Here is a 14,304-nt window from a genome sequence, read left to right on the forward strand (position 1 = left end):
CGCTTCTCGTTTAATGCTAGCCCTCGCCGGCCTTCAGCGCCGCCGAGAGGCTGCGCACCGGGCGCGTCACCAGCGGGTCGAGGTCGAAGCGCTTTTCGAGCATCTTGAGGATCGACGTGGTGTCGAAGTCCTCATGCGCGACGCCCGACTTGTTGAAGCACTTGGCGATCAGGAGCGCCGGAATGCGGGTGCCCGGGCCCCACTGATCCGCAGCCTTGGCTTCGGCACCATGACGGTTGAACGGCGGCGGCGGAACGTGGTCCCACTGTCCGCCGAACTCGTCATAGGTGATGACGATCAGCGTGTCCTTGCCATCCGGCCCCTCGACGATCGCCTTGACGAGATCGACGAGATGCTGGCTGCCTTCGGACTCGCTGGTGTAGCCCGGATGCTCGTTCTCCTCGCCGATCGGCTTGATGAAGCTGACCTGCTTCAGCCGGCCGGTCCTGGCCGCCTGGATGAACTCAGCCTCGTCCTTCAGGTGATCCTTGCGAGCCTGCGTTCCGGGAGCGTAGTTGGCGAAGTAGTTGAACGCCTGATGGTGGTACTGGAAATCCACGTCCGGGCAATTCGGGAACACCGCCGTGGAGACATGGTTCGGGTCGGTGCAGGTCGTGCCGTTGCCGTTGGTCCAGCCCGAAGCGCCGACGTCGCCGTTGGCGTTCGACCAGCCGCCCGAATACCAGGCCCAATCAACGCGCTTTGCCGACAGCCGATCACCGATGTTCGGCGTGTGCAGCGGCGGCAGGCGCTTGATGTCGGCGGTTCCCGGCGAATAGGGCTGATAGAACGGCTGCGTGGTGTTGATCGCGTAGTCGCCGCAGGCGAGACCCGCCGGCAGGCCGGCCTGATTGCACTTCGCCGTCAGCTGCGCATCCTTCACGGTCGAGAGCGGCGTATAGAGCGGCGTGCTGGTCGGCATGCCGTTGGCGTCGACGATCGAATGGAAGTCGTTGGCGCTGCCGTCATTCAGGGCACCGACGAACTGCGGCGCCGCGGCGGCGACGAAGAACTGGTGGTTGAGGAACGAACCGCCGAACGCGCCCTGGAAGAAACTGTCGGCGATGATGTAGTTCGGCGCGCCGTGGCCGTGGAGATAGCCGTAGATCGGCAGCTTCTTGGTGTCGTAATAGCCCATCACCAGACCGGCCGCATCGCTGCCGGTCATGTAGCGGTTCTGCCGGCCGCCGTTGAGCTGATACTGCTCGCTGTAGAAGCGGTGCACGATGTCCGCGGTGCAGCCGCCGGGCGCGCCGGTGCCGTTGAGGAAACCGTGAGCCGCGAAAGCGCCGAGCGGCTTCGGGCAGGTGGTGGCCGAGGTCGGAATGAACTCGTTGATCTCGAACGGCTTGTTCTTGAAGGCGCTCAGGATCGCGACCGTGCCCGTATTGTCGGTGCAGCTCGTCGGTTGCGGCGACGGAGAGGTCAGGTTGACGTCGTTCTGCAGCAGGCAGGCATAGACGGTCTGGTTGTCCTGCCGAACCTGCAGGGTGTGCGCCTGATCGGCATAGGATATGCCGTTGATCCGGTCGCGGCCGACGTCGCCCCAATGGCCGTAGAGGTTATCGAAGCTGTGGTTCTCCTGATAGATGACGACGATGTGCTTGTATTGATGCACGCCTTCATGGCCGCGATCCCGCAGATCGCGCAGCTCGTCCCTGATCTCGTGCTTGAACTCATCAACGATCTTTTCGACCAAATTCTCTGCGTTTGCTACCGGCGAGATGGCAACGGCGCCAGCAACAACCGCGAGCGCCGGAATGGCTCCCCAAAGCCGCATAGTGCTCTCCTGATTTAGAAAGAAATAGAAATGGAGCTACACGCTATGCAAAACACATTTCGCTGGAATGACTGTTTTTCGACGCGCGCGCGAACGCGCGGAAAGATGTTCGCGCACCAACAGACATTCATGCTGTCGAACGCAGACTGCGTTGCGGTGCGCTGATCGAGCGTCATCAAACCGCAATCAAAATTCGTCTATCCAGTCAGATGGTCATTGATCCTGCCGACAGGAAACTGTCACCTCCGTGACATCTTCCGACGCACGGCAGCGCATATGCATTTGTGACAGGGGCGTTTTCGCGCAATGGCTTGGGATATTCTGGCATCCGGCTCCGGAAACCATCGTGCGACAGCTGCCGATCGTGGCGTCAGACCGGCACGGATCGCGTGGCTGGCGCTCGTCGTTGCCCTGCTCCCGTTGCGCGCGACGGCGTTCCCGCTCGGCGGCGACCAGACCGTGCTGCCGGCCGGCACCGAATTTTCCGAGGAGGCGCTGGCGCGTCCGCGCGAACTCTTTCATTCCGAAGCCGTCGGCGGGCGAAAGTCCTATTTGGTCAATCTCGGCGATCTCGCGTTCAACTCACCTTCCATCCTGGGCGGCAAGGCGCGTCAGGCGGAGATGAGCTGCGGCACCTGTCACGTCAATGGCGCATCGAACCCGAAACTGTTCGTTCCGGGCGCATCTTCGCGCCCCGGCACCTTCGATACGACCAGCCTTGTCTTCAACGCGAAGACGTTCAACAGCATCCTCGATCCGGTCAGGATTCCGAGCCTGCGCGGCGCCCGCTTCCTCGCCCCCTACGGACATGACGGGCGCATCACCTCGCTGCGCGACTTCGTCTATAATGTCATCGTCAATGAATTTTCCGGTCCGAAGCCGCGCGACGAAGTTCTCGACGGCCTCGTCGCCTATATCAACGATATCGATTTCCTCCCCAATCCGAAGATTGCACCCGGCGGCAGGCTTGCCGCGCAGGCGAGCCTGGCCGAGCGCCGCGGCGAGGCGCTGTTCTTCAAGCCGTTCCAGAAGCAGGCCGAGCTGAGCTGCGCCGGTTGTCATGTTCCGGGTAGCACCTTCAACGACCAGATGCGCCACGATGTCGGATCCGGTGGACTGGTCAAAACGCCGACTTTGCTGAACGCCAACTTCAACGCCCCGTATTTCCACGACGGCCGCTACGACAGCTATGAACAGGTGGTCGATCATTTCGATCGCGTGTTCGACCTCGAACTGTCGACCCAGGACACCCAGGACCTCGTGGCTTATCTGAATGCGGTCGGCGACGGCGAACGCCCGTTCGACAAGGACGGCGTTATGCTCCGGATGAAAGAGGTACTCGAGCTCTCGAGCGTCCTCGAGGTCGCGATCCCGGCTGCCGATACTGCGGTGGTGTCGCTGGCCGTGACCGGGGTCGGGGCTGAGCTGCGCGAACTGACCGAGCGCATCCCGGACATCAGGAACACCGCGGTCGGTGGCAAGGACGAGCGGCTGGCGGCGCGCGCGATCCTGAAGGACCTGGTTCTCACCCTGCGCCGCATCGATCTCGACGTCGCCGCCGGCCGTATCGACGATGCGATGACCGAATATCGCAACTTTGCGCAGCTGGTGCACTTCGACGTACCCGTCGCCCTGAAAAAGGCCGAACCCTGGTCGCTGTTCAACAGCAACGTGCATCAGTCGCTCTACACGGCGCTCGGCCGGATCCTGCCGGTAACAAGCCAGCAGTCGCAGTGACGTACGGCGTGCTCACTCCGAAGCCGGCGGCTCAACCCACACATCGCTCTGCTGGATCCGACGGATCAGCGCTTGCGGGTCGAACTTGCGCAAGCCTGCGGGAATTTCAAACGTCTGCGCCGGCTGCGGCTCGTCGCGGATGTGATCGGCAGCGATCACGGTGCCATCCGCGGTCTTGATCCGCACCGGAAATCTGCGCGCTCGGTCGATCCAGCCGACAAAACTCAAGCCGGACGGCGCGGCGATTCGAAAGACGTCGGTGTCGTGCCCCGCGATGGTTTCCTCTCCATCGCGTTGGCAGTGCCACGTCGCGAGGTCAATCGGCGCGGACAGCTGCGCCATCGCCAGCCATTGCCGGCAGGGATCATCCGGATCGACCGGAATGAACATCCGGGTGAGCGGGCTCGATTGCCGCGCGTCCATGTAAACCCGTGCCGCCGGACGGACGAAATAGGCTGCGGGCTTGCGCGTATCGATCAGGAAGAAGCCGTCGGGCAGCGCGCTTGTCTCGATCCGTGCTTTTGCGCCGGAGACCCGCAAGGCTCCCATGGCGGCTGCCGCATCGTCCTTGTTCGCGACGAGGTCGGCGGAAAACTGCTGCCCCATGACCGGGATCGCCGCGCCGGCCAGGATGGCGACGGCAAGCAGCCCGGCCGCGACGCTGCTGCTGATCGAGCATATCTTCTCGTTGCGCTTCATCGCATGTCTCCGGTCGATCAGGTGGTGGGGACAGAACATGACGGCGCCGACCGAACCATTGGTTCGATCGGCGCCGGCCTCGGATGGAATCAAGGCCTCGCTGTCGGCGAGAGCTTGATCACTCGGTGTAGGACAACGTGACCGGCTTGCTGAAGTCGAACGCGTCGAACAAGTCAGACAATGCCGGGCTGTTGGTCGGAACGTACTCGTTGTTCTTCGAGTAGGTCGGGTTCGGCAGGTTATCGCGGCTGCGGTTCGTGATCGGCTGGAGAGCCCAGTTGCGTTCGATGAACTTCAGCAGCGAAACGTGGTCGGCGTAGTTGTGGTTGACCTTGCCGCCCGTCGAATAGGGCGAAAGGATCAGGGTCGGAATGCGCGGTCCGTCGCCGAAGAAGTCGATGGACTGCTGGTAGCCGGAGTCCCAATAGCCGCCGGCCTCGTCCCAGGTGATGAAGACCGCGGTTTCAGCCTTCAGCTCCGGATTGTTGTCCAGCGAGTTGAGCACGTTCAGGACATAGGCCTCGAACAGATCAACCTTCGAGCTCTGCGGATGACCGTCGAGCAGGCCGTCCGGCTTGCCGAATGACACCGCAGGCAGCGTGTTGTTCTGGATCGCCGTGATCAGATCGGCAGTGTCCTTCATGTGAGCCTGACGCACGGCCGGGTTGGCCATGATCGAGGTCGCATACTGGAACGGATTGCAGATCTGGCAGTAGGCAACACCGAGCGCGTGCGCCGGATCGGCGACCGCAGCGGCGCTGAGGTTCGGGTTCGACGGATTGGCGGCAACCGCGGCGTTGGAAAGCGCCACGGCGTCGTTAAACGCGCCGCCATAGAACGCCCAGGAGATGTTCTTCTCCATGAGCGCATCGCCGATCGTGCGAACCGACGACGGCGGCACGTTGTTGCCGCCCGACAGCGCGCCGTTCGGCAGATAGCCCGGGTTGACGTTGTTGAGCATGTAGTAGTGGTTGGGCTTGCAGTTTGGCTCCGCCGCGTACGGCAGATTGTTGAGGTAGGTGACGATCGGCTTCACGCCGGGCTGGAAGACATCGGAGCAATTGCTCCAATTGCCGTCGACGGTGTAGCGGTTGACCGAGCCCGAAACCGGGTTCGGATTGGCGATCAGGTTGGCCGGCGGCGTCACCGGGTTGCCCTTGCCGTCGCTCCAGAACTCCGCATCGCCGGTGCCGATCATGAAGTGGTTGGCGCCGGTGCCTCCGTGGAACGACTGGTGGAAGTTGTCGCTCAGGGTGAAGCGGTCGGCGAGCATTTTCAGGACCGGGGCCTGGCCCTGCTGGGCGTTGTAGAAGCCCATCGAGTTGGCCATGCTCTTGTTGGACGCCGAATAGGTTGCCATCACGAACGGGAACAAGTCGTTCAGGCAGCCCGAATTGTTCTTCTTGGTGGCGTTGGTGGCGCTGCAGTCTTCCTGCTGCCAGTCCTGATAGAAGCGATGGGTCGAGTCGCCGGTGTAGTCGTCGTCGCTGATCTGCTCGCCCTGCAGCGGGAACGGTCCGTTCAGGCCGCCGGCGCCGGGAACGCGGGTATCGAGCACACCTGTCGGCAGGCCGCTGAAGCCGGTGGTGAGGATGTCGAGATCCGCCGAATCCATGTCCATCTCGACGTTGGCCTCGGTGATCGTCTTGAATGGAGGTGACGTGTCGCTTTGCGCGGTCGGCGTGCCGTTGGTGTTCGGCTGCGGCATCACATTGGTCGCGTTGTAGGGCGACTTCGAGATGGTCGGCGCACCGATATAATAGGCCGTCTGGCCCGCGACCGAGTATTGCTGCGCCTGCACAAAGTTCGGTCCCGGTGTTCCGTCCTCGTTGACGATGCCCTTCGACAACAGGTTGGAGATGGTCTGCCCCTTGCCCTTCGGCTTGTACACACCGAAGGTGTGATCCAGGCCGCGGTTCTCGCCGATCAGAATGATGACGTGCTTGATGGGCGTAGCGGTCTTCACCTTGTCGCCGTGATCCTTGTCACCATGATTTTCATGGTCCTCGTGGTTCGCACGAATGCCCTCTTCGTGCGTCTGTTGATTGTGATGCGAACGCTTGTCCCAATCACTGCGGCCGCCCGGATAGTGCGCGGCATAGGCGGCTGTTGCGACGAGCACCGTTGACGCGATGCAGAGCGCGGTGCTGGTTCGCCAGTGCTTTTTGTAATTCAAACTCATTGTCGACCTCAGGGTGTTTGCGGTTAGCAACACACACTGCTTAGTGCGACAATATGACGCATGGTTTTCGCTTACATGAAAGCGCGCAAGAAATTTCGAAACGTTCAAATATTTTCTGTGGAGACACCCGCCGCTGCGCCGCATCTCCACGATTCAACTATGCAATCAATGATAGAAAATTGATCGAGCATCCGCGCTACGCCGCAGATCGCAAAATCGCTGCAAGGCAACGCAATCAGTGCGAAAGGTGCTTGGAGCGCATCACCTGGCGAAGCGCAGTATAGTGCTGATCATGCACGTCTTGATTGAATAGCGACCATGGCTCGGCGCTGGCCAACAGCGCAGGCACTGCAGCGGCCATCAGATTGCGATAATTCCTGAACTCGGTTGCGGCATCCGCGTTGCGCCCTGCCGCAACCGCCATCTCGATTCGCCGCAGCGTGAGCACGAGCTCCTTGAGGCCGTTGCGCGCAAGTACGCGCTGCTGCTCGCCGCCCGAGACGCTGGTGTTCTTGCGATCGGGATATTGCTCGGTCAACTCGCGCAGTTCGCGGCCGATCGTATCGACCGCAAGTGCGACGATGTCCTTGTCGCCGGCAGGAATCGCAGTCGCGAGCACCGTCGAGAAATCGTTGATCTCTTTCAGCGTTGCACCGGCACCGTCGCGCTCATAGGGCTGCACGCCATCGCCCACCGCCGTGAGGTAGGCAACGAGGTCGTCCTTGTCCTGCGCCGAGAGATCGAGCTGAAAGGTCCGGTCGAAATAGTCGACAATCTGGTTGTAGTTGTCGAAGCGGCCGTCGTGAAAGTACGGCGCGTTGAAGTCGGCGTTGCGCAGCGTCGGCGTCTTGAACAGGCCGCCGGAACCGATGTCGTGCTGCTGGTGATCGACGAAGCCGGACGACGGAACGTGGCATCCCGCGCAGCTCAATGATGGATCGTGCGGGAACGGCTTCGCGAACAGCGCTTCGCCGCGGCGCTCCGCGTCGGTGATCTTGCCGGCCAGCCGTCCGGCGGGACCAAGGCTCGGATTGGGCAGGAAGTCGATGTCGTGAATATACGCCACGATCGCATCGAGCGTTGCCGGCGACGGCTCCGGACCTGCGAACTCGCTGGTGATGACGTTGTGGACGAAGTCGCGCAGCGAGGCGAAGCGGCCGTCTGCGCCGTAGGGCGCAAGATAGCGGGCGCCGCGCAGGCTCGGGATCCGCACGGGATCGAACGCCAGATTGTTGGCCTTCGGATTGAACAGCGGACCGGTGGTGTCGAACGTGCCGGGCCGGCTCGACATCTTCGGGATGAAGAATTTGGCGTTGTTCGCGCCATTGACGTGGCAGGTGCCGCAGCTCACGCCGGCCTGCCGCGCCACATCACCGAGCAGCCCCGGCGAATTGAACGCGAGATCGCCGAGATTCACCAGATAGGACTTGGCTCCGGTCCGCTCGGACTGGAACACCTCGCGCGGCTTGTCGAGCGCATCCTCGTTCAGCTCGGTCGCAACAGGCAGCACGGTCTTGTCACCGTCGACCGGAAACGCCACCGCACGCCCGAGCAGTGCCAGGGCGATGACACCGGAGAGCAGCGCAGCCAGACGCAGGTGAAGCGATCTCATCGCGCCTGGGCCTCCAGGGTCGGCCGTTGCAGCCCGAGCTTTGCCGAGGCGCTCTGCAACGCAACGACCAGTTCCTCGCTGGTCTGGCGCAGATTGGCAATGTTGACATGCGGCAGGTCGGGCGTGGCGACGATCGCTTCGAGCTGCTCAATCCGGTTGGTCACCATCTCGTCGAGCTTGCCGTCGACCGTGTTGAGCGCGGCCGAGAAGATCGTGTGGTAGGCGAAATCGATGCCGGCGATGTTGTTGCGCATGTCGTCGAGCGAGGTGCCGCTGATGCGCGACTCGCCGCCATCGGCCTTGCTCTCTCCGACCTCGTAGGCGAGCCGCACCGTGCCATCCAGCAGGCCCTGCGGCGTCAGCTTGATATCCTTGAGCTTGCCGTGGAGATCGTTCAGATGCTCGACAAGGCCGGTCGCATCGGCGGCAACGTCGGTGCTGGCAGCTCCGAACAGTTTCGCCTCGATGGCATGGAACCCGCTGTCGGCGTTCGGCCAGGCGTCGATCTGCGCATCGAGCTCAGGCACGAAGCCTGCGGTGAACACCTCCGAGCGCTCCCAGCCGGCGCGCGCCGACAGCCAGGCCTTCTTCGCTCCAGGCAAATCCGCCGCCGCGGCGCGCTCGCGCAGCGCGCGCGCGCCTGTCAGCGCACTGGCGACACCCTCGATCAAATATGGTCGGTAGCGCTCGGCGCCCTCCTCGAGAGCGCCGGCATTCGCGGCGCGCACGCCTGCGAACGCTGCCAGCAAAGCAAGGCACGCCGCCACCTGCATCTTGTGCATAGTCAACCCACTCGTCTGCCACGAAGGGCTCGCGGCATGTAGCGGGGCGAACTATTGTCGGTATCCTATGCGGATTTGTGACAGCGCGGACTTTTTGTCGCATCTTTTCTGCTTCGCCAGCGTCGGTGACGATCACAATCTCGCAAACTCGTTCGCGCTGCTGTAGACCGATTGAAATTGGACTGTTCAACGCGCGTGAGTTGTTGCAACACAACGCCCCGCACCTGTCACTTGTCCGTCGCCATGCAGATTGATCGCGAAGCTCTTTATCTTATCGGATCTTACGGCGCGCTTTGCATACTCTGCTGCGCCGTCGCGCTGATCGATCTTCGCCACGGCATCATTCCCAATTGGCTCAACCTTGCGATCGCGGCGCTCGGTCTCGCCAACGTCGTCGTCACCGAAGGCACGATGGCCGCCTTCACCGCCATGGGAATCGCGGTCCTGATCGGCATCCTGTTCCTGCTGTTGCAGCGTGTTTACTTCGCCTTGCGGCAAGTCGATGGATTGGGACTTGGCGACGTCAAGTTTCTTGCCGCCGCGGCGATCTGGGTCGGTGCGACAGGTGTTCCGACCTTGCTGCTGATCGCGGCACTCGCGGCGCTCGGTGTTGCCGGTGGTCTGCAACTCGCCGGTCACGAGATGAAGCGCCAGACCTCAATCCCGTTCGGCCCGTTTCTGGCGCTCGGGCTTCTCGTGACGCCGGCGCTTCAGAGCTGGCTCGCGTTGAACTAGCATCTCGCTCCGACGCGCCATCACATCTGGCGCCGCGCAGCCAAGGGCTTCCTCTCCGTGCTGACCGGAACGAGGCGGACATCGCCGCTCTCATCACCGCCGGGCTGAGGCAATGTGAGTACCGCCCCCTGATCGTCCTTCTGCATCGTGACTTCGCGTCCGTTGATGGTCCGCAGCTTCCAACCCTGGAAGTCATCGCCGATCTTCAGCCGCAGCGCCGTCTTGGTCGATTGATCGAGAAAGATCCCGAAGCTTTCGTCATCTCCCGCGATCGTGCCGACCAGCGACAGCGGCGGTGGCTCGATCGCGACCTTGCGCGGCGGCGCCGGCGCTGGCTTGCTGACCTCCGGTTCCGCAACGACGGCGGGCGGAGGCCGCCGCGACGGCGAGAACACCGGGCGGTCGCGCGTGTTGGACAGCGTCTTGAGCGGGATGCCCCATAACGGATTTGCACTGAGCGGCCGGGGCGTCGGTGCCGGCGACGGAACCACCCGGACCGACGTCGCCGGTTCGGACGGTGGCGGTGAACTCAGCACCGGTCCGCCGAGACGGGTGTCGTCGAGCATCCCGGCGTCCAACGCATCGCCGGATGGGGCAGGCACCGCAGCCGGCGCCGAATAGGCCGACACCGCCAACAACACGATGGTCGCTGCGAAGCGCCGCATCATTTGGCTCCTCGCCATTGTCCGGAGACGCCGAGCAGCACGCGCAGCTTGCCGGGATCGGCGCCCTTGGCGGCCTCGTCGGCGACGGGTTGCACGACCAGCTGGTCGATGAACAGGAACGGCATGCCGGCTTCCAGATCGTAGAGCACCTGCTGCAATTGCGCCTGCTCGATCTCGCTGCTCGCGACCATGCTGATGAAGCCGGCCTTGGCCGGCGCGTTCGGAACATCGAGCTGCGTCGACAGCACATTGCCGCCGGCCTTGATCACCGCCCCCGACACACGTTGCAGCAAGGTGGCGCCGGCGACCGTGACGGTCGCCCCCTCGAGATAGGCCGAGCCGGTCGGCATCGCGGGTTGACCGGGCGCGGTATTCGCCCTGGATCGCCCCTCCAGTTGCTCCAGCATTCCGGCCGCTGCCGCGACATCGCTGCGCAGGCCGATGATGTCCGAGAGCGATGAGATGATGACAAAGAGCAGCAGCACGAACAGGCCGAGATAGCTCGCGGCCGCGACCATTGGCGAGGTGCTGACAGCCGTCAGCGATCGGGATGCTGCGCTCATGAGCCGGCCCCAAAATAGGCTGAGATGTTGGCCTCGACGTGGAACCGCTCGGCCGATTCATTCGCCGCGCGCGTCGTCGGCGCGAAGAACGTCGCGCGGGTGAATTGCGGTGACTGCTCGAGCAGGCGGATCAGGGACGGCGCATCCTGGGTCAGTCCCACCACCTGCACCTTGTTGCCCTCGATGCGGAGCTCCGTCACATAGGTCGTGTCGGGCAGCACGCGCGAGACCGCTTCCATAACCATGACGCTCGACGGCGTCGTCTGCTTGCGCTTGGCCAGCAGGCCGAGCCCGGACGAGTCGCCATTGGCATCGAGACGCAGCGCGGCGCGGCGCTGGGCGATCCGGTGTTGCAGGTCGTCCTGCTCTGATTGCAGCCACCCGCCGAGATAGATGTTCAGCAGCAGCGAGACCGCGGCCGCGGCCGCCGTCGAGACCAGGCCGACGCGCAACAGGCGCGGAACCGAAGGCCCGGCAAGGCCGCGCAGCGACTTGTCGAGCAGCGTCACCTGCTGCGCGACGCCGTCGCCACCAACCGCCGGCGCCGAAACCGCCACGGAGGCGGCGCCGAGCATCCTCGCCATCCGGATCAACGGATCGACCTTCGTCGCCGCGGTCGCGCCGAACGCGACTTCAATGCGCTCGTTGGCGATAGGCTGCGGCGAACTCCAGCCAAAGACGGCATCCGCGGCGCTCCATGGTGTCAGCCGGTCGACCTGCGCGCGGATCATGCCGTCGAGGAAGTCGCTTGCCTGGCTCGGGAAATCGAGCACGCGGCTGACGATCTGATCCGATCGCAATCGCACCTCGATACGGCTGCCGTCGAACGCGATCTTCCAGTCGGCCGGCAGCGGGGGCTGCGGCGCATCGTGATCAAGCCGGAACGAAACCGGCGAAGGCGAGCCATCCTTCGAGACCGCGAGGCGCGCGGTGAACGTGCCGTCGCCATTCTCGTCGAGCTCGATGCTGCGCCGGCGCATAAACCTGCCGGCGACGCCGTCGACGGCGGTCGCGACCGCGCCGATCCATTGCTCGAACCATTGCCGTGCTTCGGCAAGCATTGCCATCATCCTCTCCTGCGCGGCAGAACCGGGTTTCGCGGCTCGACATCGTTTTGCCAGGACAACACCCGATAGGGCTCGACCTTGTCGCCGAGTGCGATCACCGCCTCGGATGTGGTGCGGTGACCGTTGCGGAAGCGGATCGAGATTGCGATCCGGTAGCACGGGCTTTGCGCCGTCGATGCCGCGCTTTGCTGGTTTGGGGCCTGCGCGGCTGCGGCAATGCCGTTCGGCGAAGCCGGACGCGTCCCGAAGCCGTCCTGGTCCTTCCCCGATGCCTTATCGACGGCGAGGGCGACTTCCGGCGCGGCGATGGTCGGATCAACATCCGGACCGCCGTTGAACACCGTCACGAACGGCAACACGCGATCGACAAACGCTTCGGGGATGCCGGCGACCAGCGCCAGCTCGTTGACATGGGTGAACAGCCCCTGCCTCGGCGAATAGCCAAGCGCGTTGTAGCGTGCCGCCTCCACATTCTCGCTGCCCGGCGCGGGCCGGGTTCGCCAGCCGGCGATCCGGTCGGCATATTCGGCGGCGGCGTCCTTCCTGGCGCCGAGCACGACGAACAGGCCGATCAGCATCTCCTTCGACGCGTAGTTCAGATCCAGGCGGCCGGCCTCCGACGTGAAGGTGACGCCGACGCTGGCATCGTCCAGCCCGAACTGAAACGCCCCGTACTGCGGCCTCGTCTTCTCGTCCGTCAGCGTCAGCTGATAGGCCGTGAGCTCGAGCCCGGCCGACACCAGCGCCTCGGTCTGCAACGAAAGGTCGCTGGCCGCCAGCGCGCGCGCCGACGCAGCCAGATAGGTCGAGAAGATGATCGCCAGCGACGACAGCGCCAGCAGGATCCAGAGCACGGCAACGATGACGAAGCCGCGATTGGCCGGCGATCGGCCGATATTGCTGGACGCGCGCATCACGTCTTCCCCTGATCGGTGGGACTGCCGGAACTCTGCTTGTCGCCGCAATTGCCGTCCGGCTTGGTGCAGTCGCTCGGAATCTGGACATGGACCGGCGCGATGGTCGAAACCGACAGGACGCGCTGGCTCGCCGCATCGCGCACCGTCAGCCGGATCATCGCCGGCAGCCTGTCGGCGTCCTTCCACGCGCTCCTCCAGGCCCGGTCAGCGCCGGCATAGGCGAACGACAGCCGATAGGGCGCACGCAGCAGCACCACCGGGCTGCCGAGATGGACCTGCTCCGACAGCGACACCCCGTCGGCCAGCGGCGTGAAGCGCGTCTGCGTGCGAACCGTGACAAACTCGCCGCGATCGCGCGTCTCGCCAAGACGCACCACGTCGAGCCCCGGCCCCGCATTCGGCCCCACCGATGTGCGCACGAACATCACGGACAATTCCGATCCGTCGAACAGCGGCTTGTGGCTGTCGCGGTTGGCGGCAACGAACTCCGCGGCGGCAAGATCGGCGCCGATCCGTTCCAGCGCGATCCCGATCAATTCGCTGCGCTGGATCCGATCGAGGCCCCTGTTCCAGCTCGGCAGCCATTGCGCCGTGATGCTGGCGAGCGCCGACAGCAACAGCCCCATCAGCGCCAGCGCGACGATGGTCTCGATCAGCGTGAAGCCGCGCTCGCCCGTTCGCTGGTCTGCCCTTGCCCGGGTCATTCCGACGACCTCGGCATCAGGCGCACGGTGCGAATGTCGGACAGCGCGCCGCCCGGAGATTTGACGCGAATGCGCACCAGCTCCGGAGCCCATGGCACATTGCCCTCGGGCACCTTCCAGTCGCCGCCGAGCGGAGCGACGTCGATGGTCCAGCGGTAGCCTTCCGCCTGCCCTGTCGAGGTGCCCGACTGCAATTCCGCGCGGGGCGGGATGCCGACCGTCATCAAGGTGCGCACCGCCTGCATCAGCGCCACGTGCTGCTCGAGCGCCCGCACGCCGCGCGTCTTGACGCCCATGACGGCGCCGATCGCAACGATCGAGACAGCCACCAGCGCCAGCGCCACCAGCACCTCGATGATGGTGAACCCCGCTTCCCGGCGGTTAGTTGGCGGCGACGTCGCGAGCAACGATTTCAACCCTTCCGGTAAGCGAGTTGACGCGAACCTCGTATCCCGCATCGAGCCGCGTCAGCGCGATGGAGCCGCCGCAGGAACCGCCATTGGCGAAGAAGCGGATGGTCGACAGTGCGGCGCGGCGTTGACAGCTCTGCGGCAGCACGGCATCGAACCGCACGTCCTCGGGGATCCGCACCGTCATGCGCGACGCGCCGGAGTGGATCACCCGGCTCGGTGCATCGACCAGCGTCGCAACGCTGGTGCTGCGCTCGATGGCCGCATTGCGATCGGCCTTCAGCAGTGTTGCGGTCTGCAACGCATAGGCCTGCAGGCGCGATCGCGAGGTCTGGTGCGGAATGAACGGAAGCAGCACGGCCGCCAGCAGCGCGACGATGGCGAGCACACACACCATCTCGAGCAGGGTGAAACCGCGCTGCATCGCGTCGTTCATGCCTGCCATGCATCC

At 64.1% G+C, this 14,304-nt stretch carries 14 protein-coding genes; 2 read left to right on the top strand and 12 right to left on the bottom strand.

Going from position 1 to position 14,304, the window contains the following annotated elements:
- Positions 1–16 precede the first annotated feature (16 nt).
- Entirely contained in the window at positions 17–1,780 is a 1,764-nt protein-coding gene (locus tag XI02_RS40910; RefSeq protein WP_172646672.1) for an alkaline phosphatase family protein, read from the bottom strand.
- A 306-nt stretch (positions 1,781–2,086) separates the two neighbouring features.
- On the opposite strand from XI02_RS40910, the gene XI02_RS40915 reads away from it, so the two are divergent.
- On the top strand, positions 2,087–3,517 hold the full coding sequence (locus XI02_RS40915; RefSeq protein WP_172646671.1) for a cytochrome c peroxidase: 1,431 nt from the start codon (positions 2,087–2,089) through the stop codon (positions 3,515–3,517).
- 12 nt (positions 3,518–3,529) lie between these two features.
- On the opposite strand, the gene XI02_RS40920 is transcribed toward XI02_RS40915, so the two are convergent.
- The 4 genes from XI02_RS40920 to XI02_RS40935 form a co-directional block, all read right to left on the bottom strand.
- The gene (locus tag XI02_RS40920) at positions 3,530–4,216 is read right to left on the bottom strand and encodes a hypothetical protein (RefSeq protein WP_244980926.1); all 687 of its coding nucleotides are present in this window, start codon (positions 4,214–4,216) and stop codon (positions 3,530–3,532) included.
- A gap of 118 nt (positions 4,217–4,334) precedes the next feature.
- Complete coding sequence (locus XI02_RS40925; protein ID WP_244980925.1) at positions 4,335–6,398, bottom strand: phospholipase C; 2,064 nt, start codon at positions 6,396–6,398, stop codon at positions 4,335–4,337.
- A gap of 235 nt (positions 6,399–6,633) precedes the next feature.
- Entirely contained in the window at positions 6,634–8,010 is a 1,377-nt protein-coding gene (locus tag XI02_RS40930; RefSeq protein ID WP_172646669.1) for a cytochrome c peroxidase, read from the bottom strand.
- The gene (locus tag XI02_RS40935; RefSeq protein ID WP_172646668.1) at positions 8,007–8,792 is read right to left on the bottom strand and encodes an EfeM/EfeO family lipoprotein; all 786 of its coding nucleotides are present in this window, start codon (positions 8,790–8,792) and stop codon (positions 8,007–8,009) included. The genes XI02_RS40930 and XI02_RS40935 overlap by 4 nt, the downstream gene beginning before the upstream one ends.
- Before the next feature lie 243 nt (positions 8,793–9,035).
- On the opposite strand from XI02_RS40935, the gene XI02_RS40940 reads away from it, so the two are divergent.
- Positions 9,036–9,527: an A24 family peptidase gene (locus XI02_RS40940; RefSeq protein ID WP_172646667.1), complete on the top strand. Its 492-nt coding sequence runs from the start codon at positions 9,036–9,038 to the stop codon at positions 9,525–9,527.
- A gap of 20 nt (positions 9,528–9,547) precedes the next feature.
- On the opposite strand, the gene XI02_RS40945 is transcribed toward XI02_RS40940, so the two are convergent.
- From XI02_RS40945 to XI02_RS40975, 7 genes are read right to left on the bottom strand one after another with little or no spacing between them, the layout of a single operon-like run.
- Positions 9,548–10,192 (bottom strand): hypothetical protein, encoded by a 645-nt coding sequence (locus XI02_RS40945; protein ID WP_245163909.1) that lies wholly within the window; start codon positions 10,190–10,192, stop codon positions 9,548–9,550.
- Complete coding sequence (gspM, locus tag XI02_RS40950) at positions 10,192–10,755, bottom strand: type II secretion system protein GspM (protein WP_244980924.1); 564 nt, start codon at positions 10,753–10,755, stop codon at positions 10,192–10,194. Before gspM ends, XI02_RS40945 begins: the two co-directional genes overlap by 1 nt.
- On the bottom strand, positions 10,752–11,822 hold the full coding sequence (locus XI02_RS40955) for a PilN domain-containing protein (RefSeq protein ID WP_172649030.1): 1,071 nt from the start codon (positions 11,820–11,822) through the stop codon (positions 10,752–10,754). Before XI02_RS40955 ends, gspM begins: the two co-directional genes overlap by 4 nt.
- A complete protein-coding gene (locus tag XI02_RS40960) occupies positions 11,822–12,736 on the bottom strand; it encodes a general secretion pathway protein GspK (protein WP_194483298.1) in 915 nt (304 codons plus the stop codon). Before XI02_RS40960 ends, XI02_RS40955 begins: the two co-directional genes overlap by 1 nt.
- Complete coding sequence (locus tag XI02_RS40965) at positions 12,736–13,443, bottom strand: type II secretion system protein J (RefSeq protein WP_016845245.1); 708 nt, start codon at positions 13,441–13,443, stop codon at positions 12,736–12,738. The genes XI02_RS40960 and XI02_RS40965 overlap by 1 nt, the downstream gene beginning before the upstream one ends.
- Entirely contained in the window at positions 13,440–13,859 is a 420-nt protein-coding gene (locus XI02_RS40970; RefSeq protein ID WP_240536811.1) for a prepilin-type N-terminal cleavage/methylation domain-containing protein, read from the bottom strand. Before XI02_RS40970 ends, XI02_RS40965 begins: the two co-directional genes overlap by 4 nt.
- Complete coding sequence (locus XI02_RS40975) at positions 13,825–14,289, bottom strand: type II secretion system protein (protein WP_172646664.1); 465 nt, start codon at positions 14,287–14,289, stop codon at positions 13,825–13,827. The genes XI02_RS40970 and XI02_RS40975 overlap by 35 nt, the downstream gene beginning before the upstream one ends.
- Between the last annotated feature and the right edge of the window lie 15 nt (positions 14,290–14,304).

Origin of the sequence: Bradyrhizobium sp. CCBAU 21365, from assembly GCF_015291305.1 — a bacterium.
GTDB classification, from domain to species: Bacteria; Pseudomonadota; Alphaproteobacteria; order Rhizobiales; family Xanthobacteraceae; genus Bradyrhizobium; species Bradyrhizobium elkanii.